Source organism: Sphingomonas sp. S-NIH.Pt15_0812 (assembly GCF_003951315.1).
Lineage (GTDB): Bacteria > Pseudomonadota > Alphaproteobacteria > Sphingomonadales > Sphingomonadaceae > Sphingomonas.
This window is the reverse complement of record NZ_QLJH01000004.1, coordinates 123,445-146,277: the sequence shown is the minus strand read 5'-3', so window position 1 is coordinate 146,277 and position 22,833 is coordinate 123,445. Positions and strand designations below refer to the sequence as shown.

Here is a 22,833-nt window from a genome sequence, read left to right as displayed (position 1 = left end):
GTAGGTTAGCCTGGCCAATGCGGCTAGTGGTAGCCGGGGTGACGGACGGGCCCATAAGGCGTAGGTTAGCCTGGCCCTGGGCTCCTGCGTTTGCAGGAGCACGAGCCTGCCCGAGCTTTGCGAAGGTTCCGCCTGCGCCGGGAGGATAGGGTGCGTTTTGGAGCCAGTGGCTCCGCCACCCTGCTCCAGACAGCCGAAGGCCCCGGCGGCGTGAACCACCGGGGCCGGTGAGGCGACCCTTCAGGAGGGAAGGGCCGCCCGTCTCGAAGCCGGCACCCGCGATCGGGGGCCGGGGCCGGCGCCGAAGCCCGGATTACTGGAGCAGCTTCAGCACCGACTGCTGCGACTGGTTCGCCTGGGCGAGCATCGCGGTCGAGGCCTGGCTGAGGATCTGCGCCTTGGCGAGCGCGGTCGTTTCCGCCGAGAAGTCGGTGTCCTCGATGCGGCTGCGCGCGTCGGACAGGTTGGTGACGTTGCTGGTCAGGTTGTTGACCACCGAGGCGAGGCGGTTCTGCGCCGCACCCAGCGTCGCGCGGGTGGTGGCGACGTCCTTCAGCATCGTGTCGACCGTGCCGAGCGTCGTGTTGGCGTTGGCGTCGGTGGTCACGTCGGCCGAGGCGAGGTCGGACAGCGCGGTGAAGGCCAGCTCGACCGTGTCGCCATTCTGCGCGCCGACCTGGATCTTGGTGGTGCCGGCTGCGGCGGTGTAGGTGCCGCCGGTGGCATTGCTGTTGAAGACGCGCTTGCCGTTGAACTCGGTCGTCGCCAGCACGTTGGTGATCTGGTCCTTGAGCTGCGAAACCTCGGCGTTCAGGTTGGTGCGGTCACCGTCCGTATAGGTGCCCGAGGCCGACTGGACCGACAGTTCGCGGACGCGCTGCAGCATGTTGGTGACTTCGCCCAGCGCGCCTTCCGCCGTCTGGGCGTAGCTGATGCCGTCATTGGCGTTGCGGATCGCCTGGCTCATGCCGCGGATCGACGAGGTCATGGTCTGAGAGATGGCGAGGCCGGCGGCGTCGTCCTTGGCGGAGTTAATTCGCTTGCCGGTCGACAGGCGCTCCATCGAGGTCGACAGTGAGGTCGACGCGCTCATCGAGGCATTGGCAGCGCGCAGCGCGGCGGTGTTGGTGGCGATTACGGTCATGATGTGTCTCCGTCTGCACGGCTTCCCCGCCGCCCCCAGAGCGGAGGGCCGAGCCGTCGCAGCAAGGAACGGCCGGGCGGGGCGGGGCTTAAGCGGAAAAAATCACGGGCTCCGATTCGCGCCGGATTCGACCGGTCCCGATCGCCAAAAGATAGGGTCGCGCGCACCGACACGGGGTATTTCCCTCTACGTGCACACGGGCGCGGTAGAAAACTGCCCTCATTATGGGGGTTTAAGAGTGTGTTTACCCAAATCCGGCAAAACTTGCCGCACGAGCAATTGGGGGCATACATGCGATCAATCTTTCCATCGGCGGCCATCGCGAACCAGCGCTACGCGCTGGTCTCGTCGCTGCGCGCCCAAGGGCTCGGCATCGGCAGTTTCGAAGTGGGCCAGCCCGGCCCGCGCGACCTGTTCCTGGTCGCCGAGGGCGAACCCGCACCGGTCCCGGCCCGCACGCTGATCGTCGGCGACCAGGGGCGGCGAATCGTACCGGGGCGCGACGGGGCGCCGCACCGCATCTCCTACGGACCGGCCGACACGGCGGTCGGTCACGGCTTCGTCCGTGCGCTGGCCGGCGGTCCCGACATGCCGACCGCCGCCGATCCCGAAACGCTGGCGCTGTTCGCGCTGGCCGAGCGGGTGGCGCAGGCCGACATCACCGTGCTGATCAACGGTCCGACCGGCACCGGCAAGGAAGTGCTGGCGCGCGCCATCCACGCCGCCTCCGCCCGCGCCGCCAAGCCGTTCATCGCGATCAACTGCGCCGCATTGCCCGAATCGATGCTGGAGGCGCTGCTGTTCGGCCACCAGAAGGGCGCGTTCACCGGCGCATCGTCGGGTGGCGAGGGCTTTTTCCGCGCGGCGGAGGGCGGCACCATCCTGCTCGACGAGATCGCCGAGATGCCGCTGTCGCTCCAGGCCAAGCTGCTGCGCGTGCTGCAGGAGCGGGAGGTGGTGCCGATCGGCGCCAGCGTGCCGCAGCCGATCGACGTGCGCGTCGTCGCCTGCGCCAATCGCGACCTGCAGGCCGAGGTGGCGGCCGGCCGGTTCCGCGCCGATCTCTACTATCGTCTCGCCGTCTTCCCGTTGACCACGCGCGCGCTCGCCGACCGGCCGCAGGATATTCCGGCGCTGGTCGCGACGATGGTGCTTCGTCATGCCGGCGCGCGCGCGGTCGTGCCCTGGCCGACCGTCGAGGCGGTCGAGCTGCTGATGCGCCACGACTGGCCGGGCAATGTCCGCGAGCTGGAGAATGTCGTGCAGCGCGCGCTGCTGTTCGCCGGCGGCGACACGATCGAGGCGGCGCACATCGTCTTCGACCGGCCGATCACGATGCGCTTCACGCCGAGCGCGGCGGCGACCAACGTGGTGCCGATCGGTGGCGTCGTCCCGGCCGCGCCCGCGACCCCGGGCCCCGCGACCTTGGGGAATGTCGTGCAGATGAGCGAATTCCAGGCGATCCGCGAGACGCTGGCGGCATGCGGCGGCAGCCGGATCGAGACCGCGCGGCGGCTGGGTATTTCGGAGCGCACCTTGCGCTACCGCCTCGCCAAGGCGCGCGAGCAGGGTGAGGATCTCTCCCGGGCGGTGGCCCAGGCGGTGGCATCGTGAGCGGCGTCGGGGGCATCGGCGGCGCGAACGGGATCGACCGCGTCCTGGCGCTGCGCGCGCAGATCCTGGAGCGCAACCAGGCGCTGGCCAAGGCGGCCTCGACGCAAGGCAGCGCGCCCGTCGCGACCAATCCGGCCGGCGGGGTCGGCAGCTTCGCCGACACGTTCGACACCGCGCTGAAGAGCGTCAATGACGGCCAGAACCAGGCCACCAAGCTTTCCGAAGCCTATGAGCGCGGCGAGACGGTCGACATCGCCAAGGTGATGCTGGCGCGCCAGACCGCCTCGGTCGGGTTCGAGGCGACGCTTCAGGTCCGCAACAAGATCCTGTCCGCCTACAAGGACATCATGAGCATGCCGGTCTGATCCGATGAGCAATGCCCTCACCACCACCGCGCCCGCCGTGCCGGAGCGTTTCGCCAACCCGCTGCGCCAGATCCGGGGCGTCATGGCCCAGCCGGCGGTGCGCCGGTCCGCGCCGATGGCGATGCTGGTCGGCCTGATCGGCGCCGCCGGCCTGGCCTATGCGTCGCTGTCGACGCCGCCGCAGAAGACGCTGTTCGCCAATCTGGCCGATGCCGACAAGGCGGCGGTCATGGCCTCGCTGCAACAGGCGGATATCGGCGCGCATGTCGACGACGCGACCGGCGCGGTGACGGTGGACGAGGACCAGTACAGCCGCGCGCGGATGCTGCTCGCCAGCCAGAACCTGCCCAAGGCGGCGCCCGGCGGCTATGCGATCCTCGACCAGTTGCCGATGGGCGTCAGCCGCGCGGTGGAGGGCGAGCGGCTGCGCCAGGCGCGCGAGAGCGAACTGGCGCGTTCGATCCAGGAGATCGACTCGGTCGCCGAGGCGCGCGTGCACCTGGCCATGCCGGAGGCGACGGTGTTCGTGCGCGACCATGCCGAACCCTCCGCCTCGGTGGTGGTGAAGCTCAATGCCGGCCGTTCGCTGAGCGACGCGCAGGTCAGCTCGATCGTCAACCTGGTCGCCTCGTCGGTGCCGGGGATGAAGCCCGATGCGGTGACGATCGTCGACCAGGCGGGCGCGCTGCTGACCCGGCCGGGCGGCCGCGACGGGCTGGGCAAGGCGGGCGACGAGCGGCTGGACGTGCAGAACCGGGTCGAGGACAAGGTGCGCCAGCAGCTCACCCAGTTGCTGACCCCGCTGCTCGGCGCGGGCAATTTCTCCGCCGAGGTACAGGCCGACGTCAATCTGGACGAGACCCAGGCGACGCGCGAGAGCTACGAGAAACAGGGCGCGCTGCGCGCGGAGACGGGGCAGTGGACCGGCAACCAGGGCGGTGGCGCAGCCCCCGGCGGCATCCCCGGCGCGCTGTCCAACACGCCGCCGCCCGCCTCCACCCTGCAGGTGCCGACCCCGGCGGTCGGCGCGTCCGGCTCGCCCCAGCCCCAGGCGGGCGCCGCGCCGCCCGATCCGGCGAAGCAATCGGACAGCTACCAGCGCGCCTATGACCTGGGCCGCGAGGTCTCGGTCACCCGCGGCGCGCCGGGCTCGATCAAGCGGCTGTCGGTCGCGGTGTTGCTGCGCGATCCGGCGACCGGCAAGCGCACGGCGATGGAGATCAACCAAATCACCGACCTGGTGAAGAGCGCGGTCGGCTTCGACGCCAATCGCCAGGATCAGGTGACCGTCATCAGCCGCAAGTTCGCTGGCGCCAGCGACGCCGTCGACACCAGCAAATGGTACGACAATGCCTGGCTGCCGGTGCTGGCGCGCAACGGCACCGCGATCATCATCGCGCTGCTCGTGCTGCTGCTCGGCGTCCGGCCGCTGGCCAAGGCGCTGATGAAGAAGAAGGAGGAGGCCGAGGCACCCGTCCCCGGCAGCGCCCCGGCGCTCGGCACGGGCGGGGCGGGCGTCGGCGCGGACGGTATCGCGGTCAGCCCGCCGGTCAGCCTCGACCAGCTGGAGACGGCACGCGGCTATGACGAGCGGATCAGCGCGGTGCGCGGCTTCACCCGCGACAATCCGGCGCGCGCGGCGCTGGCGGTGCGCGACATGATCCGGACGGACGGCCAGTGAGCAGCCTCGCCACCCGCAGCTATACCGGCATCGAGCGCGCGGCGGTGCTGATGATGATCGTCGGCGAGGAGGAGGCCGCCGCCATCCTCCAGAAGCTGGAGCCGGAGGAGGTGCGCCAGCTGGGCGCGGCGATGTTCAACGTCGCCGACGTGTCCGAGGCGGAAGTGGCCGAGGTGCTGGACGATTTCGTCGGCAAGGCGCGCGAGCGCACCGGCATCAGCTTCGACCCCCGGCCGCAGATCGAGGCGGTGATGACCCGCGCGCTCGGCCCCGAAAAGGCCGAAAGCGTGCTGAAGCGCATCACCCCGCCCGAGGCGGTGTGCGAGCTGGAGCTGCTCGACTGGCTCGACGCCAGCGAGATCGCGGCGATGGTGGAGAAGGAGCATCCGCAGATCGCGGCGGTGCTGATCGCCAATCTGGACCCGGCGGTCGGCGGGCAGGTGCTGGAGCGGCTGCCCGAGGCGGCGCAGCCCGACATCCTCCACCGCATCGCCAAGCTGGGGCCGATCACGCCCGAGGCGGTCGAGACGCTGAAGGCGATGCTGGCGGCGCGCACCGGCGGCCCGCCGCAGACGGTGACGCTGGGCGGCACGCGCGAGGCGGCGAAGATCCTGTCCGGCGCGCGGCGCGGCACCGAGCAGAAGCTGATGCCCAAGCTGTTCAAGATCGACAAGGATGTCGCCCGCCAGATCGAGGAGGCGCTGTTCGTCTTCGACAATCTGCTGGAGATGGACGACAAGAATCTGGGCACGCTGATCCGCAACGTCGATGGCGAAATCCTGGTCAAGGCGCTGAAGGGCGTGGACGAGGATATCCGCACCCGCTTCCTGGGCTGCATGTCGGCGCGCGCCGCCGACGGCATCCGCGACGAGATGGAGGCGCGCGGGCCGATGAAGCTGGCCGAGGTGCTGGAAGCGCAGAAGGCGATGATCGCCGTCGCGCGGACGCTGGCCAAGGACGGCACGATCCAGATGGGCGGGGGCGACGACGATTATGTCTGACGGGTTCGTCGCGGGCTTCGCGGTCCGCCACGCGGTCGCGGCGGAGACGCTCCAGGCCGCCTTCGCGCCGCCCATGGGCTTCGCCGCGGTCGATCCCTGCGCGAACCGGCGCACCGATGCGGCGGAATCGACCGGGCCGAAGCATTTCCGCCCCGCCGATCCGAGCGTCAATCCGACCGCCGGCTGGGACATGCTCGATCCCTGCGCCGAGCCGGTGGTCCAGATCGATCCGTTGGAGGCCGCCCATGCCGCCGGCGTCGCCGAGGGACTGGCGACCGCCCATGCGGCGGCGCAGGCCGAGCAGGCGCGCGACCGGGCGTTGATCGACGGCGTCGCCGGGGCGCTGGGCGCCCGGATCGACCGCGACGCGATCGCCGCGCAGCTCCGCCAGACGGTGCTGGCGCTGGTCACGCGGCTGGTCGGCGAGGCGGGCATCGATGCGGAGCGGCTGGCCACCCGCGTCGGCGTCGCGGCGGAGATGCTGGCCGATGCGCAGGAATCGGCGATGCTGCGCGTCCATCCGGCCGATGTCGCGCTGCTGGACGGGCGTCTGCCCGCGACGATCTTCGCGGTCGGCGACGCGCAACTGGCGCGCGGCAGCTTCGTGCTGGAGAGCGCCTCGACGGTGGTGGAGGATGGCCCGGCCCTGTGGCTGGAGCAATTGTCCGCCGCGATCGACCGGGCGCCGCTGCCGGTGCGCGAGGCCGCGTCATGCTGAACCGCTTCGTCGCGGATTATCTGGAGACCCTGGCCCAGGCCGATTTCCGTCCCGTGCCCAAGGTCGCCGGGCGGCTGCTGTCCTGCGACGGGCTGCTGATGGAGGCCACGGGGCTCACCGTGCCGGTCGGCACCGTCTGCGAAGTGGGCGGGGTGGTCGAGGCGGAGGTGATCGGCTTTCGCGGCGACCGTACCATCCTGATGAACCTGGGCGGCCCCGCGCCGCTCCTGCCGCGCGCGCCCGTCCGCCCGATCGGTGCGCCGGGCGAGGCGGAGGTGGGCGACGCGCTGCTCGGCCGGGTGGTCGACGGCGCGGGCCGGCCGATCGACGGGCTGGGGCCGATCCGGGGTGCGCAGCGCTGGCCGCTGGCCGGCAAGTTGCAGGGGCCGCTGGATCGGGGGCGCGTGCTGGAGCCGCTGGATGTCGGCGTGCGCGCGATCAACGGGCTGCTGACGATCGGGCAGGGCCAGCGGATCGGCATCATGGCCGGCTCGGGCGTCGGCAAGTCGGTGCTGCTCGGCATGATGGTCCGTGCCGCGCGCGCCGATGTCGTCGTCGTCGGCCTGATCGGCGAGCGCAGCCGCGAGGTCGCCGACTTTCTCGACACCAAGGTGGCGGGGGCGGCGCGGGGGCGATCGGTGGTGGTCGCGGTGCCCGCCAACCATTCCCCCGTGCTGCGCATCCGCGGCGCGCTGCGCACCCACGCCATCGCCGAGGCGTTCCGCGCCCAAGGCAAGACGGTGCTGCTGATCATGGATTCGCTGACCCGCGTCGCCCATGCCGGTCGCGAGATCGGGCTGGCGCTCGGCGAGCCGGCCTCGGCGCGCGGCTATCCGCCCTCGGCCATCGCGATCCTGCCGAATCTGATCGAGCGGGCCGGGCAGGATGCGCACGGGCCGGGTTCGATCACCGCCATCTACACGGTGCTGGCGGATGGCGACGACGGCAACGACCCGGTGGTCGATTCGGCGCGCTCGATCCTGGATGGGCATATCGTGCTGTCGCGCGCCCTGGCCGAACGCGGCGTCTATCCGGCGATCGACCTGGGGCCGTCGGTCAGCCGCGTGATGACCGATATCACCGGCCGCCCGCACCTCCAGGCCGCGCGCGTGCTGCGCCGCCACCTGGCGACCTATGAGGCCAATCGCGACCTGGTCCTGATGGGGGCGTATCGCGCCGGGGCCGATCCGGCGATCGACGCGGCCATCGCCTATCATCCCGCGATCACCGACTATGTCCGCCAGGATCATGACGAGATCGTGCCGCTGGATACCGCCATCGCCGAGCTGACCGGCGTGTTCGGCGACGGCTGATGAACCGCGACACGCTGGCGCGGATCCACCGGGTGCGGACGATGCAGCTGACGCTCGCCCGCGCCGAGGAAGCACGGCAGCGGGCGGCGCTGGAGGACCAGCAGGCGCTGACCCGCCGGATCGCCGGCTTGGTCGACGCGGTCGCGCCGACCGAGGCGCTGCACGACTCCGCCCATTTCGCCGCCGTCGCCCATTATCGCGAGCGGCTGCACCAGTCGGCCGCCGCCGCCGCGCAGCGTGTGACGCAGGCCGAGGCCCGCGCCGCCGCCGCCACCGCCGCCAGCCAGGACGCCAAGCGCGACCAGAGCGCCGTCGAGAAGCTGATCGACCGCGCCCGGATCGAGGCGGATCGCCAGGCGATGCGCGCGCTGGAGGATGCGCCGGTGTTCCGTGCCGGCCTGCTCGCGAAACGGCACGATCCTTGCTGATCGAGCGGCGAACAGGGAAATTCCATGATCCAGATCGCCGCTCCTGCCACTAACGTCCCAAATCCCGCCGGCCGCCCGGCCCCCGTCGCGGCGGGCGCGGGCCTGCTCGCCTTCCTGTTGCCGGGCGCTGAGGCGGGGGTCGCGCCGGCGGGCGTGGCCGGAGCGAACGCCATGCCCGGCGAACGGCAGGAGGATGCCGCCCCCGGCAGCGATTTGCCGGAGGGGGCGACCGACGACCTCCGCTTCCTCGCCGCCTTGTTGCCGGGCGTCCCCCTGCCGGTCGCGCCGGAGGAGAAGGCGTCGCTGCCGAGCGCCGCCTTCGGGCCGGTCGCGACCCCCGTGTCGGCGACCGATCGATCCGGGCCGAAGGCGGAGCGCTGGACGCTGCCGGCCATCTCCACTGTCGGGCCGCAGGCACCGGTCGTGGCGACCGATGCCGTTTCGCCCACGCCTCTTCCCGATGTCGTATCGGTCCGGGGTGAGGCCCCGGCCGTGCCGACCGCGCCCGCCATGTCGGTCGCACCGACCCCGGTGTCGCCCAAGGCGCAGGCACCCGATATCGAAACGGCCGTGCCCATCGCGTCGCTTGCCGTGCCGGCTCCCGCCATGCCCGCCGTCGCCGCGCCGGCCGCCCCCTCGGCCGCCATCGTGATGGCGGCCCGGACGATGGTGGCGGATGCGATGCGGGCCGGCGTGCGGATCGAGCCGGTGCCGCTGCCCGCCGCGCCGGTGCTGCCGCTGGCCCCGGTCGCGCTGCCGGCGAACTGGCAGGCGCAGGCCGCCCCCGTCGTCGCACTGGCGGGTCCGGTGCCGCTCGCGGCGGCGACCCCGCTGCCGGTCGCGACCGATGCCGCGCCGGCCGCGCCCCTGACAGCCGAGGGAGGGATCGACGCCGGCCGGCCGGTGATGCCGAACCGCATCGATCAGCACACCGCGCCATTGCCGCAGGCGCAGTCGGTTCCGCCGGCCGCACCCGATCCGGCCGCCGCGCCGATGTTCGCCGCCGCCGTGACGGCGGCGACCCTGCCGACCGGCAAGGACCGCGACCCGGCCGCCCCGACCGATCCGCTCGCCGCGATCGCCCCGGCCGCGGCGACCCCGTCGGTCGCCGCCGTCGCGCCGCCGAGCGGCGGCGAGCGGTCGCCGCTCGACTTGACGCAGGAGCGCTGGCCGCAGGCGATGGTCGCGCATATCGAGCGGCTGCGCGATGCCGCCGATGCCGCCGACACGCGCATCCGACTGGTGCCCGACGCGCTGGGCGCGATCGACATCGGCGTCCGTCAGGAGGGCGAGACGCTCCATGTCCATTTCACCGCCGCCGAGGCGCAGACGCGCAGCCTGTTGCAGGAGGCGCAACCCCGCCTCGCCGAAGCGGCCGAGCAGCGCGGGCTGAAACTGGGCCAGACCTCGGTCGGCCAGAATCAGGCGGAGGCCGGCAGCGGACAGCGCCAGCCCCAGCCTCAGTCCCAATCCCAGCATCAGGCCGCGCCGTCTCCGCGCCCGGCCTCCCCCCATCGAACCGCATCGGCGCGCGACGGCGATGACGATGCGCGTCTCGCCTGACCGAAGGACCCGATATGAGCGATACCAAGACCGAAGCCCCCGCCCCGGCGAAGAAGGGCGGCAAGAAGAAGCTGATCATCGGCGCGGCGGCGCTGCTGGTGCTGGTCGGCGGCGGGGTCGGCGCGGGCGTCTATGCCGCCCAGTCCGGGCTGGTCGGCGGCAAGCATGAGGCGGCCGAAAAGCCCGCCAAGGACGAACCGCATCTCGTCCCCAAGAGCGAGCAGAAGCGTCCCGGTGAGGGTGGTGAAGGCGGCGAGGGCGGCGGTCATGGCGGCGGCGGCGAGGGGGAGGCCGAGGCCAAGACCGGGGCTGAGGGGATGCCCACGCCCGAGGGCCATGGCGGCGACCGCTATGCCTCCACCTATTACGCCATGGACAAGGATTTCACCTCCAACCTCCAGGACTCGGTGCACTTCATCCAGCTCGGCGTGGCGGTGTCGACGCCCTATGACGACAAGGTCGTCCAGAACCTCAAGACCAACGATATCGCGGTCCGCTCGGCGATCCTGATGGCGCTGGGGGACACCACCGAGGACCAGGTGTTCACCACCGCCGGCAAGCGCCAGCTCCAGGATCGGCTGGTCAAGGCGATTAACGCAACCTTACAGCAAAAAGAGGGGTTTGGCGGCGTCAGTAACGTTTATTTTACCAGTTTCGTGGTTCAGTGAGACATGGTTAACGCCGCTTCACCAACCAGCGATCAACGCTCGCGCCGCCGCACGTCCGTGCCGGATGCGGAAGCGGCGACGCTGGGGGCGGCCCCGCTCAATCCCTTTGGCGACCTGCACACGCTCCAGCATCTGTCGGCGCGGCTGGCGCGCGGGCTACGCCCGGTCTGGGAGCGGCTGTTGCGCCGCGAACTGCGCTGCGCGGCCGAGCCGCTGGTGGTGCAGCGCTTCGCCGATTACCGGGCGGAGCGCGGCGACGCGCTCGCGGTCTGGCTGCCCTTCGCGGCGGATGCGGGGTCGGTGCGCGCCTTCGCGGTGCTGGACGGCGGCGCGCTGCTCCAGCTGCTCGACCAGTTCTTCGGCGGCACCGGTGCCGCGCCCGCGACGCTGCCGACCGAATTCTCGCCCGCCGCGCTCGCCATGGGCCGCCGCATCGCCGAGATGCTGGCGACGCCGCTGGCCCAGGCCTGGGAGCCGTTGACCCGCATGGCCTTCGCCGCCGGCGCGCCGGAGACCGGGGCCGATCTCGACGGCGAGGATGCGGTGATCCTGACCCGCTTCGTGATCGATGCGGAGGGGCCGTCGCCGCTGACGCTCGACCTGCTCTACCCGGTCGCGCCGCTCAAGCCCCATGCGCCGACCCTGACCGGCAAGGTGCTGGACAAGGCCGAGCCCGATCCGGTGTGGCGCACGCAACTGACCCGCGCCGCCATGACGGTGCGCTTCCCGGTCCGCTCGGTGCTGGCCGAACCGGTCGTCTCGCTCCAGCTGCTCTTGGACCTGAAGCCCGGCGACGTCATCCCGATCAGCATCGCCCCCGACGTGCCCGTGATGGTCGGCAACGACCGGCTGGGCCACGGCACCGTCGGCGTCTCGAACGGCCATGCCGCCATCCGGCTCACCGCGCTGGCACTTCCCGAAGGATTGAATCCATGAACCAGATGACCGGCCAATTCCCGGTCGACGCCGCGGTCGCCGCCAATTTCCGGCTGCTCCAGGATGTCGACGTCAAGCTGACCGTCGAGATCGGCTCGACCCATTTGTCGTTGCGCGAATTGCTGGCGCTGGGCGAGGGCAGCGTGATCGAGCTGGATCGCCAGGCCAACGAACTGCTCGACGTGTTCGTCAACGGCACGCTGATCGGCCGGGGCGAGGTGGTGACGGTCGGCGACCGGTTCGGCGTGCGGATGACCGAGCTGGTCTCGCCCGACAAGGCCGGCGGGTTGCGGGGCTGATCCGATGCTCTGGTCCTACATCCTGAAGCTCGTCATCCTCCTGCCGCTGGTCTGCGGCCTGATGATCGGTTGCCTCTATCTTTGGCGGCGGCTGGAAAGCCGGATGCCCGGCCGGCCGGCAACGCGGCTGATCGCGGTGAAGGAAACCATGATGATCTCGCCGGGACTGCGCCTGGCGGTGGTGGAGTTCGAGGATCGGCGGCTGCTCGTCTCGGTCGGGCGTGGCGGCGTGTCGCTGGTCGACAAGGTGGACTCATGAGCATGTCCGTTACCCGCGGCGGCGTCGGTCCCGCGCTGCTCCGCGCCGGCCGCACGCCGCGCGCCGATCGCCGGTCGCGGGGCATGACGCTGCTCTGGATCGCGCTGGCGCTGGTCGTGGCACTGGCGGTCGCGATGCCGGCCTTCGCCCAGGCCGCCCCCCCGGTCGGTGCGCCGGGCGCGCCGGTGCCGGGCGTCGGCGACGCGGTCGACCGCGCGCTGGGGCAGCTGGGCGGCCAGCAACAGGGCCAGTCCGCGCCGCTCAGCCTGTCGTTGCAGGTCCTCATCATCATGGGGCTGCTGACGATCCTGCCGGGCATCCTGCTGATGATGACCAGCTTCACGCGGATCATCATCGTGCTGGCGGTGCTGCGCCAGGCGCTGGGCCTGCAACAGACGCCGCCCAACCAGGTGCTGATCGGCCTGTCGCTGTTCCTCAGCCTGTTCGTGATGGCCCCGACGATCAGCCAGATCAACACCCAGGCGATCCAGCCCTATGCCGCCGGGCAACTGGCCGGGACGCAGATGATCCAGACGGCGGCCACGCCGCTCCACCAGTTCATGACCAAGCAGACGCGGGTCAAGGACGTGACGATGTTCGCGCAGATGGCCAAGTCCGGCCCCTATGCCTCGCCCAACGACATTCCGTTCGCGGTGCTGCTGCCCGCCTTCGTCACCTCGGAGTTGAAGACGGCGTTCCAGATCGGCTTCCTGATCTTCCTGCCCTTCATCGTCATCGACCTGGTGGTGGCGACGGTGCTGATGAGCCTCGGCATGGCGATGCTGTCGCCGACGATCATCTCGCTGCCGTTCAAGCTGCTGCTGTTCGTGCTGGTCGATGGCTGGGCGCTGACCATGGGCAGCCTCGCCAACTCCTTCGCGACGTGAGGGCCGCCCTGCTCCGGCCTGAAGCGGAGCATCGGCGCGACACGGCCACCCTCTCGAAACGGAATCCAAGGACATGGACGCCGATTATTTCCTGACCATCGCCAACCAGACCATGTGGGTGCTGGCGCTGGCGGCCGCGCCGATCCTGGTGCCGGCGCTGCTCGCCGGGCTGATCCTGGGCATGGTGCAGGCGGCGACCTCGATCAACGAGCAGACGCTCACCTTCGTACCGAAGCTGGTCGTGGTGGCATTGTCGATCCTGATCTTCGGCGGGCTGATCCTGGGCCTGCTGTCCGACTTCACCGTGCAGATGTTCGAACGCATCCCGGACCTGGTGAAGTAGCGTCGCGATGCTGGGCTTCGGCCTCTCGATCGAGCCGCAGCTCTGGGCGCTCCTGTTCGTGATGGTCAGGATCGGCGCGGCGTTCGTGGCCGCGCCGGTGTTCGGCTCGGTCAGCCTGCCGCTGCTGGTCCGCGTTTCCCTGTCGGGCGCGGTCGGGGTGCTGGTGCTGGCGACGCACAGCATCGCGCCGCCGCCCAGCGTGTTCGCGGTCGCCACCTTCCTGTCGATCGCCGCCGAGGCGCTGGTCGGCTTCGCGATGGGCTTCATCCTCCAGATCGCCTTCGCCGCGCCGCTCATCGCTTCCGAACTGATCGGCGGCGCGATGGGGATCGGCTTCGCCTCGTCGATCGACCCGCAGAACGGGCGGTCCAGCCCGGCGCTGGGCCAGTTCTTCAGCATCATGCTGACGCTCCTGTTCCTGTCGATGGACGGGCATCTGGTGCTGGTCGACATGGTGGTCAAAAGCTATGCCGCGCTGCCGCCGGGCCAGGCGTGGCTGGGTGCGGACCGTTTCAAGGCGATCGCCTTCTTCGGCGGCTATGCCTTTCTGGCGGGGCTGCTCCTGGCGCTGCCGGTCGGCTTCCTGCTGCTCTGCCTCAACCTGGTCGTCGGCATGATGAGCCGCGCCGCACCAGCACTCAACCTCTTCTCGGTCGGCCTGCCCGCCAGCCTCGCGGTCGGCGTGGTGGCGCTGGCGATCGCCTTCCCGGCGATGGGCGATTACATGCAGGTGATCGTGCAGGAGGCCCTGGGCGCGGTGCAGACCCTGGTGCTGGGCTGAACCATGGCGGACGAATTCGGCGAAAAGACCGAGGCCCCGACCCAGAAGCGCCAGGACAAGGCGGTCGAGGACGGCAATGTCTGGCGCTCGCGCGATCTGGCAGCGGCGGTGGTGACGCTGGCGGGCGTCGGCTGGGTCCTGTTCATGGGGCCTGCCCTGCTTGCGGCGTGCAAGGCGGTGATGGCCGCCAGCTTCCAGTTCGGGCGTGGCGATGTCGAGGATTTCGCGCCCTGGCGACCCCTGGCGGAGGCGGGATGGCGGCTGGCGGCGCCGGTCGGCTCGCTGCTGGCGATCAGCCTGGCGGCGGCCCTGGTGTCGGGCGCCATGCTCGGCCATTTCGGCTTCAACGGCGGGCTGCTCGCGCCCAAGGCCAGCCGCATCAATCCCGCCTCGGGCCTGAAGCGAATCTTCGGGATGCAGGGCTGGATCGAGCTGGCCAAGTCGCTGCTCAAGGTCGTGCTGCTCGGCAGCATCGGCGGCTGGATGCTGTGGAAGGCGTCGCGCGCCACGCTCGGCCTGTCCTCGTCCAGCCTGCCCCAGGCGCTGAACGAGGTCGGCGGAACCTTCACCGGCATCCTGGTCGCGATGGCGCTGGGCATGGTCGCGATCGCCGGCATCGACGTGCCGGTCCAGTGGCTGCAACGGATGCGCAAGCTGCGCATGTCGAAGCAGGAGATCAAGGACGAGCATAAGGAAAGCGAAGGCTCGCCCGAGGCCAAGGGCCATATCCGCGCGCGCCAGCGGGCGATCCTGACGGGCGGCGCGCGCAAGGCGGTGCAGGAGGCGCATGTCGTGCTGACCAACCCGACCCATTTCGCGGTGGCGTTGCGCTACGACCGGGGCCGGGACCAGGTGCCGGTGGTGGTCGCCAAGGGACGCGGCGCGACCGCGCTCGCCATCCGCGAGATCGCCGGCGAGATGGCGGTGCCGATCCTGGAATATCCGGCGCTCGCCCGCGCGGTCTACTATACCAGTCGCGAGGGGCAGGAGGTGCGCGACGACCTGTATGTGGCGATCGCGACCGTGCTTGCCTTCGTGTTCGGGCTGAACGCGAAGGTCGGGGGCAGCGCCGCGCCGTTGCCGCCGGTCGAGGTGCCCGACACCGCGCGCTTCGACGAGAATGGCGCCAAGCAGTAAATCCTAAAGGATGCGGCCCGCCGGCCGTTTACCCTGTCAGACAAGGGACGGGTGATGACCAGTACGACCTCGGCGACCAGTGGCTCTTCCTCCATCACCCAGGCGCTGGGCGTGGGATCGGGCATCGACCTGAAGGCGCTGGTCGCCTCGCTGGTCGATGCGCAATATGCCGCCAAGACCAGCCAGTTCACCACGCGCCAGGACACGCTGACCGCACAGATCAGCGGCCTCGCCAAGCTGAAGAGCGGCATCACCGGTTTCGATTCGGCGCTGCGCTCGCTGGTCAAGGGCGGCTCGCTCGCCACCCAGCCGACCAGCTCCAATAGCGGCGTCGCGGTGGTCAGCCGGCTGGCGGGGGCGAAGGTCGCCGGGATCAGCGCCAAGATCGACGTCACCCAGCTCGCCGCGGCACAGGCCGCGACCACGAACATGCCGGTCGGCGCGACCGAAGGGTTCCGCGCCGGCACGCTGTCGGTCGTGACCGGCAGCTATGTGACGGATGCGGAGGGCAAGACCAGCCTGTCGGCGACCCGCACCGTTTCGGTCGACATCGCCGCCGGCGCGACTCTCAGCGACATCGCCGCGCAGATCAAGGACAAGACCGGCCTGTCCGCCAGCGTCATCAGCGACGGCAATGGCCAGCGGCTGACGATCAAGGGCGCGACGGGCGCGTCCCAGGCGTTCGAGATCACCGGCAGCGATACGGGCGCGGGCGGACTGTCGCTCGCCACCCTGTCGGTCGGACCGGATGCGACCGGCACCACCGTCGGGACCAAGGCGCAGGACGCGGTGGTGATGCTCGACGGCGCGCGCTTCACGCGCAGCAGCAACACGATCAACAACCTGTTCGACGGGGTGAGGCTCGATCTGCAATCGGTCGGCACGGTGACGATCGGCACCGCCAGCCCGTCCAACAGCCTGATGCAGGCGGCGCAGGACTTCGTCGACACCTTCAACCAGGTAAAGGCGGTGATCGCCGAGGAAACCAACGTCACCGACGGCGTGCTGAAGACCGACAGCGCCGCGACCGCGATGATGCGCGCGCTGGGCGCGCTGACCACCACCCGATTGGCGACCGCCGGCAGCGGCGGGCCGCAGACGCTGGCCGATATCGGCGTGTCGACCAATCGCGACGGCACATTGTCGTTCAACACCGCCACCTTCAACAAGGCGATCGCGGCCGATCCGGCGGCGGTCGAGGCGCTGTTCGCCGATGGCACGGGCGCGAGCGGCGGCGGCCTGTCGGCGGCGCTGTCGGCGGTGGTCGGCAAGCTGACCGACAAGAATGCCGGGCTCGACGGCTCGACCGCGCGCTATACCAAGCAGCAGAGCGACCTAGCCGACGCCAAGAGCAAGGCGGGCGACGCGGCCACCATGCTGTCGACGCGCCTCACCAGCCAGTTCGCGGCGATGGACGCGCGCGTCGCGGCGTACAAGGCGACGCAGGCGTTCATGACGCAGCAGATCGCGCAGTGGACCAAGGGCAACGACTGATGGCCTATGCCTCCACCCTGCTCCGCGATCCCTGGGCGACGTATCGCGAGATCGATGCCGCCGGCCGCACCGCCCAGGCGGCGACCGGACCCAAGCTGGTGCAGCTCCTCTATGCCGAACTGGTTGCGGCGCTGCGCGCGGCGGCCTGTGCGGCGGAGCATCGCCAGCATCGTGTGAAGAGCGACCGGGTGACCCGCGCCACCGCGATCCTGTTCGCCCTGGAGACGGGGCTGGACTTCGACCAGGGCGGCGAGGTGTCGAAGACGCTGGCGCGGCTCTATGCCGGCACGCGCGCGCAGATCGTCCATGCCGCGCTGGGCGACGACCCCACGCCGTTCCGCGCCACCGCCGACAGCATGGCCGAGATCGCCGGCGCCTGGGCCAGCATCTCGGCGGCGTGAAGCTTCCCGTGCTCCTGCGAAAGCAGGAGTCCAGGGTTCCGCAAACCAACAATCCTTGCTCTGCTTGGCCCTGGGCTCCTGCCTTCGCAGGAGTGCAAGACGGGGACGTAGGTTCGCGGAAGGTCAGGCCGCGAACTGGTTCATCGTATTGTGCGCGCCGCCGGCCTTCAGCGCCGCCTCGCCCGCGAAATATTCCTTGTGATCGTCGCCGATGTCGGAACCGGACATGGCCTGGTGGCGGACGCAGGCGATGCCCTCGCGGATCTCGACCCGCTGGACGCCGCGGACGTAACCCAGCATCCCCGCCTCGCCGAAATAGTCGCGCGCCAGATGGTCGGTCGAGAGGGCCGCGGTGTGATAGGTCGGCAGCGTGATCAGATGGTGGAAGATGCCCGCCCGCGCCGAGGCGTCGCGCTGGAAGGTGCGGATCCGCTCGTCCGCCTCCTGCGCCAGCGCGGTGTCGTCATAGTCGACGCTCATCAGCCGCGCCCGGTCGTAGCCGGAGACGTCACGCCCCGCCGCGGCCCACGCGTCATAGACCTGCTGGCGGAAGTTGAGCGTCCAGTTGAAGCTGGGGGAATTATTGTAGACCAGCTTGGCGTCGGGCACGACCGCGCGGATGCGATCGACCATGCCGGCGATCTGGTCGATATGCGGCTTCTCCGTCTCGATCCACAACAGGTCCGCGCCGTTCCGGAGCGCGGTGATGCAGTCGAGCACGCAGCGATCCTCGCCGGTGCCGGCGCGGAACTGGAACAGGTTGGAGGGCAGGCGCTTCGGCCGCATCAACTGCCCGTCGCGCGCGATCACCACATCGCCGCGCAAGGCGGAGAGGTCGGTCACCGGTTCGCAGTCGAGGAAGGCGTTATACTGGTCGCCCAGGTCGCCAGCGGCGCGCGAATAGGCGATCTGCTTGGTCAGTCCCGCGCCGAGCGAGTCGGTGCGCGCGACGATGACGCCATCCTCGACGCCCAGCTCCAGGAAAGCGTAGCGACAGGCGCGGATCTTCGCCAGAAAGTCCTCATGCGGGACGGTGACCTTGCCGTCCTGATGGCCGCATTGCTTCTCGTCGCTGACCTGGTTCTCGATCTGGATCGCGCAGGCGCCGGCCTCGATCATCTTGCGGGCGAGCAGATAGGTCGCCTCGGCATTGCCGAAGCCGGCATCGATATCGGCGATGATCGGCACGACATGCGTCTCGTGATGGTCGATCGCGTGGAGCAGCCGCTGCGCCTCGATCGCGTTGCCGGCGGCACGCGCCGTGTCGAGGTCGCGGAACATCATGCCCAGCTCGCGCGCATCGGCCTGGCGGAGGAAGGTGTAGAGTTCCTCGATCAGCGCGGGCACGCTGGTCTTCTCGTGCATCGACTGGTCGGGCAGCGGGCCGAACCGGCTGCGCAGCGCCGCGATCATCCAGCCGGACAGATAGAGGTAGCGGCCCTGCGTGCTGCCGAAATGCTTCTTGATGCTGATGATCTTCTGCTGGCCGATAAAGCCGTGCCAGCAGCCCAGCGACTGGGTGTAGCGCGCCGGATCGGCATCATAGGCGGCCATGTCGCGGCGCAGGATGGCGGCGGTGTGGCGCGCGATGTCGAGGCCGGTGCGGAACCGGTTCTGCGCGCGCATCCGGGCGACCGCGTCCGGGTCGATGCCGTCCCAGCTGCCCTGGTGCGCGTCGACCAGGCGGCGGATCTGGCTGGTCTGTTCCTGATAGGTCATCGATGCGATCCTGTCGTGAGGGGGCGCCATGCGCCCGCCGTGCTCCTGCGAAGGCAGGAGCCCAGGGTTGCACGCGCTTTCAGGCGTTTTCTGGCTTGGCCCTGGGTTCCGGCTTTCGCCGGAACACGGGAGAGGCCGATCAGCCGAGCCGGCCGAGCCGGTGGTAGAGATTGGAGAATTTCACCGAGCGCGGATCGTCGGCGATGCGGCGGACATAATCGGCGACCGCCTCCTTCATCAGGCTGAAATCCTCCGTCGAGAAGACGGCGCGGCTGCGTTGCGGTTCGTTCGGCATCGGAAATCCTCCTTTGCTCTGGCGGATCAGTCCGCCGGATAGATTGTGGTGTAATCCACCGAATCACCGCTGCTCAGCCTGTATCGATCCGGAATCGTGTCGCGGCGTCGGCCGGGACGCGCTATGAACCGTCGATTTGTAAATTTCTCGACAGGATGCGGGATGGCACGCGACAAGCTTTTCGCCGGACATGCGGTCCGCCGCCTGCGCCGCCGCACCGGCCTGACCCAGGCGGCGATGGCGGAGATGCTGGCGATCTCGCCCAGCTATCTGAACCTGATCGAGCGCAACCAGCGCGCATTGCCCGCCGCCTTGCTGGTGGCGATGGCGGAGCGGTTCGACTTCGACCCGCGCGGGCTGGGCGGGGGCGATCCGGGCGGCGGGGCAGAGGCGCTCCGGCGGCGGCTGGCCGATCCGCTGTTCGCCGACCTGGCGATCGACCGGCATGAGGTGGAGGAATGGCTGGCGGCCGCGCCGGGCGGGGCGGAGGCCTTCGCCCGCGCCTTCGACCGGATCGGTGGCGGCGGCGCATCGGGCGGGGGCGAGGACGATGATCCGATGCTGCTCGCCCGGCGCGAAATCGACCGCTGGCGCAACCATTTCGCCGATCTCGACGCCATGGCGGAGGCGTTGGCCGACGAATTGCGGCTGAGCGGCGCGGACCTGTACGGCGCGTTGGTCGAACGGTTGCGCGTCCGCCACGGCCTGTCGATCCGCATCCTGCCGGTCGAGGTGCTGCCCGACCTGCTCCGCCGGCTCGACCTGCACGCCCGCCAGCTCCAGCTCAGCGAGCGGTTGGCCCCGGCCGAGCGGATCTTCGCGCTGGCGCACCAATTGGGGCAGGTCGAGGCGCGCACCGAGATCGACGCGCTGGCGCGCGGCGCGGGCTTTGCCGACCGGACGGCGGAGCGGCTGTTCCGCCAGCACCTGCTCGGCTATTTCGCGGGCGCGGTGATGATGCCCTATGCCCGCTTCCTGCGCGCCTGCGAGGCGAGCGGCTATGAGCTGCCGATCCTGGAGCGGCGGTTCGGGGCGAGCTTCGACCAGGTGGCGCGGCGGCTGACGACCATGCAGCGCGTCGGCGCGCGCGGCCTGCCCTTCTTCCTCATCCGCATCGACCGGGCGGGACAGCTGGCCGAGCGGCTGGGGGGGGCGAGCGGCGCGGTGCTGGCCGAGGCGGCGGGGCGCTGTCCCCTGTGGCGGCTGCACCACGCCTTCGACCGGCCGGGCACGACGGGGGTGCAACTGGTCGAGCTGGAGGATGGCGCACGCTGGATCACGCTGACGCGCAGCACGCCCGCGCCGGGCGCGCCGACGGTCGGGCCGGAGGCGGTACCGGTCGAATATGCGATCGGCCTGGGCGTCGCCGCCGCGCAGGCGGCCAGCCTGCACGCGGCGCGCGGGCTCGATCCGGCGGGCGCGGCGACGCCGATCGGATTGGGGTGCCGGGCCTGCCTGCGCGCCGATTGCCTGCAACGCTCCGCCCCGCCCGCCGGCCGGGCGCGGATCGTGCAGGATCGCGAACGCGGCCTGTCACCCTTTCGCTTCGCGGAGGGGTGACGGTGACCGGGCGCCACGGCGCAGGACCTGCGTCTCCGCGTCGTCGCGCGAAAAGCAGGATCGATCAGCCCTTATCCGGCCGACAGCGTGCGGGCGCGCTCATCCAGCCGGGCGATGGCCGCCTGCTGGATGCCGGGCGCGGCGACCAATACGCCGAAGGCGCGCGGATCGGGCTTGTTGAACGACAGGGGCTGGCCCAGCGCGTCGGACACGCCGGCGCCCGCCTCGCTGGCGACCAGCACGGCGGCGGCGATGTCCCATTCATTGCCCCAGCGCAACGTCGCGACCAGATCCGCCTCGTCCGCCGCGACCATGGCGATGCGCAGCGCGATCGAATTGGGCTTGTCGACCAGCACGAAGTCGCGATCCGCCTTGGGCAGGGCATCGGCCGGCACCCGCGTGCCCGCCAGTTCCACCCGGTCGCCCACCGCCAGCGCGACGCCGTTGCGCCACGCGCCGCGCCCCGCCTTCGCCACCCAGCTTTCCCGCCGGGCCGGCGCATCGAGCACCGCGAAGACCGGGCGGCCATTCTCGACCAGAGCGATCGACACGCACCAGCCGTCGCGCCCCCGGATATAGTCGCGCGTGCCGTCGATCGGATCGACCACCCAGACGCGGGCCTGCGCCAGCCGGTCGGGCGCGTCGGCCGTCTCCTCCGACAGCCAGCCGGCGTCGGGCAGCAGCGCCGACAGGCGCGCATGCAGCATCCGGTCGACATCCAGGTCGACCTCGCAGACCGGGCTGCCCGGCTCCTTCTCCCAGCGACGGAAATCGGTGCGCCAGCGGGCGAGCGCCATCTGACCCGCCTCGCGCGCGATATCGACCGCCGCCTCCAGGAGATAGCGGTCAGGCACTCGCGATCGTCATCCCGTCGATCCGCAGCGTCGGGACGTTGACGCCGTAGCGGAAGCGCAGGTCGTTGGCGGCGGTCATCGCCAGCAACATGTCCTTCAGGTTGCCGGCGATGGTGAACTCGGCGACCGGCGCGGCGATCTCGCCGTTGCGGATCAGGAAGCCGGCCGCGCCCCGGCTATAGTCGCCGGTGACGCCGTTCACGCCCATGCCGATCAATTCGGTGACATAGACGCCCTCGGCGATGTCGCCGATCAGCGTCTCGACCGGCAGCTTGCCCCCGTCGAGATAGAGGTTGCTGGTCGACACGCCGGGCGCGCCGCCGATGCCGCGGCTGGCATGGCCGGTCGGCTCCAGCCCCAATTGCCGCGCGGCGGCGGAGTCGAGCAGCCACGTCTCCAGCACCCCGTCCTCGACGATCGCGGTCGGCGACACCGCCAGCCCCTCGCCGTCGAAGGGGCGGGAGCGCAGGCCGTGCGGGCGATGCGGGTCGTCGCGCACCGACAGGCCGGCGGGCAGCACCGCCTCGCCCAGCGAGTCGAGCAGGAAGCTGGTCCGGCGGGTGATCGCCGCGCCACCGATCGCGCCGACCAGATGGCCGATCAGCGAGGCGCCGACGCGCGGGTCGAACACCACCGGCATCGCGCCGCTGGTCGGGCGGCCGGGATTGAGCCGCGCCACCGCCCGCTCCCCCGCCTCGCGGCCGATGGCGTCGGGACTGTCGAGATGCTGGCGCTTGCGCGCGCCGTGATGCGCATAGTCGCGCTGCATCCCGCTGCCCTCGCCGGCCAGCACGCTGGCGGACAGGCCGTATCCGGTCGCGGCATAGGCGCCCGCGAATCCGGTCGAGGTGGCGAGCGCCCACAGGCTGCGCGAGGTGCTGGCCCCGCCGCCTTCGCTGTTGGTGACGCCGGGCACGGCCCGTGCCGCATCCTCGGCCGCCAGCGCCAGGTCGCGCAGGGCTTCGGGCGAGGGTTCGCCCTGGCCGTTCGCCTGATCGTCCAGGTCGAGCTGCGGCGGCGCGCCGTGGAGCAGCCGCTCGGCGGGCGCGAGGCCGGCCCAGCGATCCTCCGGCGCCTCGCGCGCCATGGCGACGGCGCGTTCGACCAGCGCGTCCAGCGCCGCGTCGGACAGGTCGGAGGTGGACACGCTCGCCGAACGCTGGCCGACGAAGACGCGCAGGCCCAGCTCGGCGCTTTCCGACCGGCCGACATCCTCCAGCTTGCCGAGCCGCACCGAAATCTCCAGCGCGCTGTCGGCGGCGAACACGGCATCGGCGGCATCGGCCCCGGCGGCGGTGGCGCGGGCGACGATGTCTTGGGCGCGGTCGCGCGCCTGGTCGGGGGACAACATGCCCGTGGACTTAAGCGCGGGT

Annotated in this window: 24 protein-coding genes; 19 read left to right on the top strand and 5 right to left on the bottom strand. The window is 70.8% G+C overall.

The features are described 5' to 3' along the window. Positions 1–313: 313 nt before the first annotated feature. Positions 314–1,144: a flagellin gene (locus BRX43_RS04275; RefSeq protein WP_125993601.1), complete on the bottom strand. Its 831-nt coding sequence runs from the start codon at positions 1,142–1,144 to the stop codon at positions 314–316. A gap of 291 nt (positions 1,145–1,435) precedes the next feature. On the opposite strand from BRX43_RS04275, the gene BRX43_RS04270 reads away from it, so the two are divergent. The 18 genes from BRX43_RS04270 to BRX43_RS04185 all read left to right on the top strand — a co-directional run bounded on the left by BRX43_RS04270 (position 1,436) and on the right by BRX43_RS04185 (position 17,032). Further along, positions 1,436–2,758: a sigma 54-interacting transcriptional regulator gene (locus BRX43_RS04270; protein WP_125993600.1), complete on the top strand. Its 1,323-nt coding sequence runs from the start codon at positions 1,436–1,438 to the stop codon at positions 2,756–2,758. Next, positions 2,755–3,123, top strand: a complete 369-nt coding sequence (gene fliE, locus BRX43_RS04265) for a flagellar hook-basal body complex protein FliE (RefSeq protein ID WP_125993599.1) — start codon at positions 2,755–2,757, stop codon at positions 3,121–3,123. Before BRX43_RS04270 ends, fliE begins: the two co-directional genes overlap by 4 nt. 4 nt (positions 3,124–3,127) lie before the next feature. Next, entirely contained in the window at positions 3,128–4,804 is a 1,677-nt protein-coding gene (gene fliF, locus BRX43_RS04260) for a flagellar basal-body MS-ring/collar protein FliF (RefSeq protein ID WP_125993597.1), read from the top strand. Continuing rightward, entirely contained in the window at positions 4,801–5,805 is a 1,005-nt protein-coding gene (fliG, locus tag BRX43_RS04255) for a flagellar motor switch protein FliG (protein ID WP_277600151.1), read from the top strand. The genes fliF and fliG overlap by 4 nt, the downstream gene beginning before the upstream one ends. Continuing rightward, positions 5,798–6,523: a FliH/SctL family protein gene (locus tag BRX43_RS04250; RefSeq protein WP_125993595.1), complete on the top strand. Its 726-nt coding sequence runs from the start codon at positions 5,798–5,800 to the stop codon at positions 6,521–6,523. Before fliG ends, BRX43_RS04250 begins: the two co-directional genes overlap by 8 nt. After that, positions 6,517–7,836, top strand: a complete 1,320-nt coding sequence (locus tag BRX43_RS04245) for a FliI/YscN family ATPase (RefSeq protein WP_125993594.1) — start codon at positions 6,517–6,519, stop codon at positions 7,834–7,836. The genes BRX43_RS04250 and BRX43_RS04245 overlap by 7 nt, the downstream gene beginning before the upstream one ends. Continuing rightward, on the top strand, positions 7,836–8,264 hold the full coding sequence (locus BRX43_RS04240; RefSeq protein WP_125993593.1) for a hypothetical protein: 429 nt from the start codon (positions 7,836–7,838) through the stop codon (positions 8,262–8,264). Before BRX43_RS04245 ends, BRX43_RS04240 begins: the two co-directional genes overlap by 1 nt. Positions 8,265–8,288: 24 nt before the next feature. Then, positions 8,289–9,827 carry a flagellar hook-length control protein FliK gene (locus tag BRX43_RS04235; protein WP_125993591.1) on the top strand — a complete coding sequence of 513 codons (1,539 nt, stop codon included), beginning with the start codon at positions 8,289–8,291 and terminating at the stop codon, positions 9,825–9,827. Positions 9,828–9,841: 14 nt separating this feature from the next. Next, a complete protein-coding gene (locus BRX43_RS04230) occupies positions 9,842–10,495 on the top strand; it encodes a flagellar basal body-associated FliL family protein (protein WP_125993589.1) in 654 nt (217 codons plus the stop codon). Between the two features lie 57 nt (positions 10,496–10,552). Beyond that, complete coding sequence (locus BRX43_RS04225; protein ID WP_346962846.1) at positions 10,553–11,431, top strand: FliM/FliN family flagellar motor switch protein; 879 nt, start codon at positions 10,553–10,555, stop codon at positions 11,429–11,431. Beyond that, complete coding sequence (gene fliN, locus BRX43_RS04220; RefSeq protein ID WP_125993587.1) at positions 11,428–11,730, top strand: flagellar motor switch protein FliN; 303 nt, start codon at positions 11,428–11,430, stop codon at positions 11,728–11,730. The genes BRX43_RS04225 and fliN overlap by 4 nt, the downstream gene beginning before the upstream one ends. A gap of 4 nt (positions 11,731–11,734) precedes the next feature. Then, a complete protein-coding gene (locus BRX43_RS04215) occupies positions 11,735–11,989 on the top strand; it encodes a flagellar biosynthetic protein FliO (protein WP_125993585.1) in 255 nt (84 codons plus the stop codon). After that, the gene (gene fliP, locus BRX43_RS04210; protein ID WP_125993584.1) at positions 11,986–12,876 is read left to right on the top strand and encodes a flagellar type III secretion system pore protein FliP; all 891 of its coding nucleotides are present in this window, start codon (positions 11,986–11,988) and stop codon (positions 12,874–12,876) included. Before BRX43_RS04215 ends, fliP begins: the two co-directional genes overlap by 4 nt. A 73-nt stretch (positions 12,877–12,949) precedes the next feature. After that, positions 12,950–13,219, top strand: coding sequence for a flagellar biosynthesis protein FliQ (gene fliQ, locus BRX43_RS04205; protein WP_125993583.1), 270 nt, complete (start codon positions 12,950–12,952; stop codon positions 13,217–13,219). Between the two features lie 7 nt (positions 13,220–13,226). Further along, positions 13,227–14,000 (top strand): flagellar biosynthetic protein FliR, encoded by a 774-nt coding sequence (gene fliR, locus BRX43_RS04200; protein ID WP_125993582.1) that lies wholly within the window; start codon positions 13,227–13,229, stop codon positions 13,998–14,000. Between the two features lie 3 nt (positions 14,001–14,003). After that, positions 14,004–15,137 (top strand): flagellar type III secretion system protein FlhB, encoded by a 1,134-nt coding sequence (locus tag BRX43_RS04195; RefSeq protein WP_125993580.1) that lies wholly within the window; start codon positions 14,004–14,006, stop codon positions 15,135–15,137. Between the two features lie 54 nt (positions 15,138–15,191). Continuing rightward, positions 15,192–16,631, top strand: a complete 1,440-nt coding sequence (fliD, locus tag BRX43_RS04190; protein ID WP_125993578.1) for a flagellar filament capping protein FliD — start codon at positions 15,192–15,194, stop codon at positions 16,629–16,631. Continuing rightward, the gene (locus BRX43_RS04185) at positions 16,631–17,032 is read left to right on the top strand and encodes a flagellar protein FliS (protein ID WP_125993577.1); all 402 of its coding nucleotides are present in this window, start codon (positions 16,631–16,633) and stop codon (positions 17,030–17,032) included. Before fliD ends, BRX43_RS04185 begins: the two co-directional genes overlap by 1 nt. 123 nt (positions 17,033–17,155) lie before the next feature. On the opposite strand, the gene BRX43_RS04180 is transcribed toward BRX43_RS04185, so the two are convergent. After that, complete coding sequence (locus BRX43_RS04180) at positions 17,156–18,751, bottom strand: isocitrate lyase (RefSeq protein ID WP_125993575.1); 1,596 nt, start codon at positions 18,749–18,751, stop codon at positions 17,156–17,158. 139 nt (positions 18,752–18,890) lie between these two features. Continuing rightward, complete coding sequence (locus BRX43_RS20180) at positions 18,891–19,046, bottom strand: hypothetical protein (protein WP_164523519.1); 156 nt, start codon at positions 19,044–19,046, stop codon at positions 18,891–18,893. Positions 19,047–19,208: 162 nt separating this feature from the next. Here BRX43_RS20180 and BRX43_RS04175 point away from each other — a divergent pair, with 162 nt between their 5' ends. Then, the gene (locus BRX43_RS04175; RefSeq protein WP_125993574.1) at positions 19,209–20,606 is read left to right on the top strand and encodes a short-chain fatty acyl-CoA regulator family protein; all 1,398 of its coding nucleotides are present in this window, start codon (positions 19,209–19,211) and stop codon (positions 20,604–20,606) included. A gap of 71 nt (positions 20,607–20,677) precedes the next feature. On the opposite strand, the gene BRX43_RS04170 is transcribed toward BRX43_RS04175, so the two are convergent. After that, entirely contained in the window at positions 20,678–21,460 is a 783-nt protein-coding gene (locus BRX43_RS04170) for a 3'(2'),5'-bisphosphate nucleotidase CysQ (RefSeq protein WP_125993573.1), read from the bottom strand. Continuing rightward, positions 21,453–22,811: a metallopeptidase TldD-related protein gene (locus tag BRX43_RS04165; protein WP_125993572.1), complete on the bottom strand. Its 1,359-nt coding sequence runs from the start codon at positions 22,809–22,811 to the stop codon at positions 21,453–21,455. Before BRX43_RS04165 ends, BRX43_RS04170 begins: the two co-directional genes overlap by 8 nt. Positions 22,812–22,833 lie beyond the last annotated feature (22 nt).

What these genes read in the sequence shown, in the direction of transcription:
- fliR (WP_125993582.1), top strand. Translation starts at nt 13,227, where the DNA reads ATGCTGGGCTTCGGCCTCTCGATCGAGCCGCAGCTCTGGGCGCTCCTG.
- fliQ (WP_125993583.1), top strand. Translation starts at nt 12,950, where the DNA reads ATGGACGCCGATTATTTCCTGACCATCGCCAACCAGACCATGTGGGTG.
- BRX43_RS20180 (WP_164523519.1), bottom strand. Translation starts at nt 19,046, where the DNA reads ATGCCGAACGAACCGCAACGCAGCCGCGCCGTCTTCTCGACGGAGGAT.
- BRX43_RS04230 (WP_125993589.1), top strand. Translation starts at nt 9,842, where the DNA reads ATGAGCGATACCAAGACCGAAGCCCCCGCCCCGGCGAAGAAGGGCGGC.
- BRX43_RS04245 (WP_125993594.1), top strand. Translation starts at nt 6,517, where the DNA reads ATGCTGAACCGCTTCGTCGCGGATTATCTGGAGACCCTGGCCCAGGCC.
- fliN (WP_125993587.1), top strand. Translation starts at nt 11,428, where the DNA reads ATGAACCAGATGACCGGCCAATTCCCGGTCGACGCCGCGGTCGCCGCC.
- BRX43_RS04195 (WP_125993580.1), top strand. Translation starts at nt 14,004, where the DNA reads ATGGCGGACGAATTCGGCGAAAAGACCGAGGCCCCGACCCAGAAGCGC.
- fliD (WP_125993578.1), top strand. Translation starts at nt 15,192, where the DNA reads ATGACCAGTACGACCTCGGCGACCAGTGGCTCTTCCTCCATCACCCAG.
- BRX43_RS04240 (WP_125993593.1), top strand. Translation starts at nt 7,836, where the DNA reads ATGAACCGCGACACGCTGGCGCGGATCCACCGGGTGCGGACGATGCAG.
- BRX43_RS04250 (WP_125993595.1), top strand. Translation starts at nt 5,798, where the DNA reads ATGTCTGACGGGTTCGTCGCGGGCTTCGCGGTCCGCCACGCGGTCGCG.
- BRX43_RS04185 (WP_125993577.1), top strand. Translation starts at nt 16,631, where the DNA reads ATGGCCTATGCCTCCACCCTGCTCCGCGATCCCTGGGCGACGTATCGC.
- fliF (WP_125993597.1), top strand. Translation starts at nt 3,128, where the DNA reads ATGAGCAATGCCCTCACCACCACCGCGCCCGCCGTGCCGGAGCGTTTC.
- BRX43_RS04270 (WP_125993600.1), top strand. Translation starts at nt 1,436, where the DNA reads ATGCGATCAATCTTTCCATCGGCGGCCATCGCGAACCAGCGCTACGCG.
- BRX43_RS04275 (WP_125993601.1), bottom strand. Translation starts at nt 1,144, where the DNA reads ATGACCGTAATCGCCACCAACACCGCCGCGCTGCGCGCTGCCAATGCC.
- BRX43_RS04175 (WP_125993574.1), top strand. Translation starts at nt 19,209, where the DNA reads ATGGCACGCGACAAGCTTTTCGCCGGACATGCGGTCCGCCGCCTGCGC.
- BRX43_RS04235 (WP_125993591.1), top strand. Translation starts at nt 8,289, where the DNA reads ATGATCCAGATCGCCGCTCCTGCCACTAACGTCCCAAATCCCGCCGGC.
- BRX43_RS04215 (WP_125993585.1), top strand. Translation starts at nt 11,735, where the DNA reads ATGCTCTGGTCCTACATCCTGAAGCTCGTCATCCTCCTGCCGCTGGTC.
- BRX43_RS04165 (WP_125993572.1), bottom strand. Translation starts at nt 22,811, where the DNA reads ATGTTGTCCCCCGACCAGGCGCGCGACCGCGCCCAAGACATCGTCGCC.
- fliP (WP_125993584.1), top strand. Translation starts at nt 11,986, where the DNA reads ATGAGCATGTCCGTTACCCGCGGCGGCGTCGGTCCCGCGCTGCTCCGC.
- BRX43_RS04180 (WP_125993575.1), bottom strand. Translation starts at nt 18,751, where the DNA reads ATGACCTATCAGGAACAGACCAGCCAGATCCGCCGCCTGGTCGACGCG.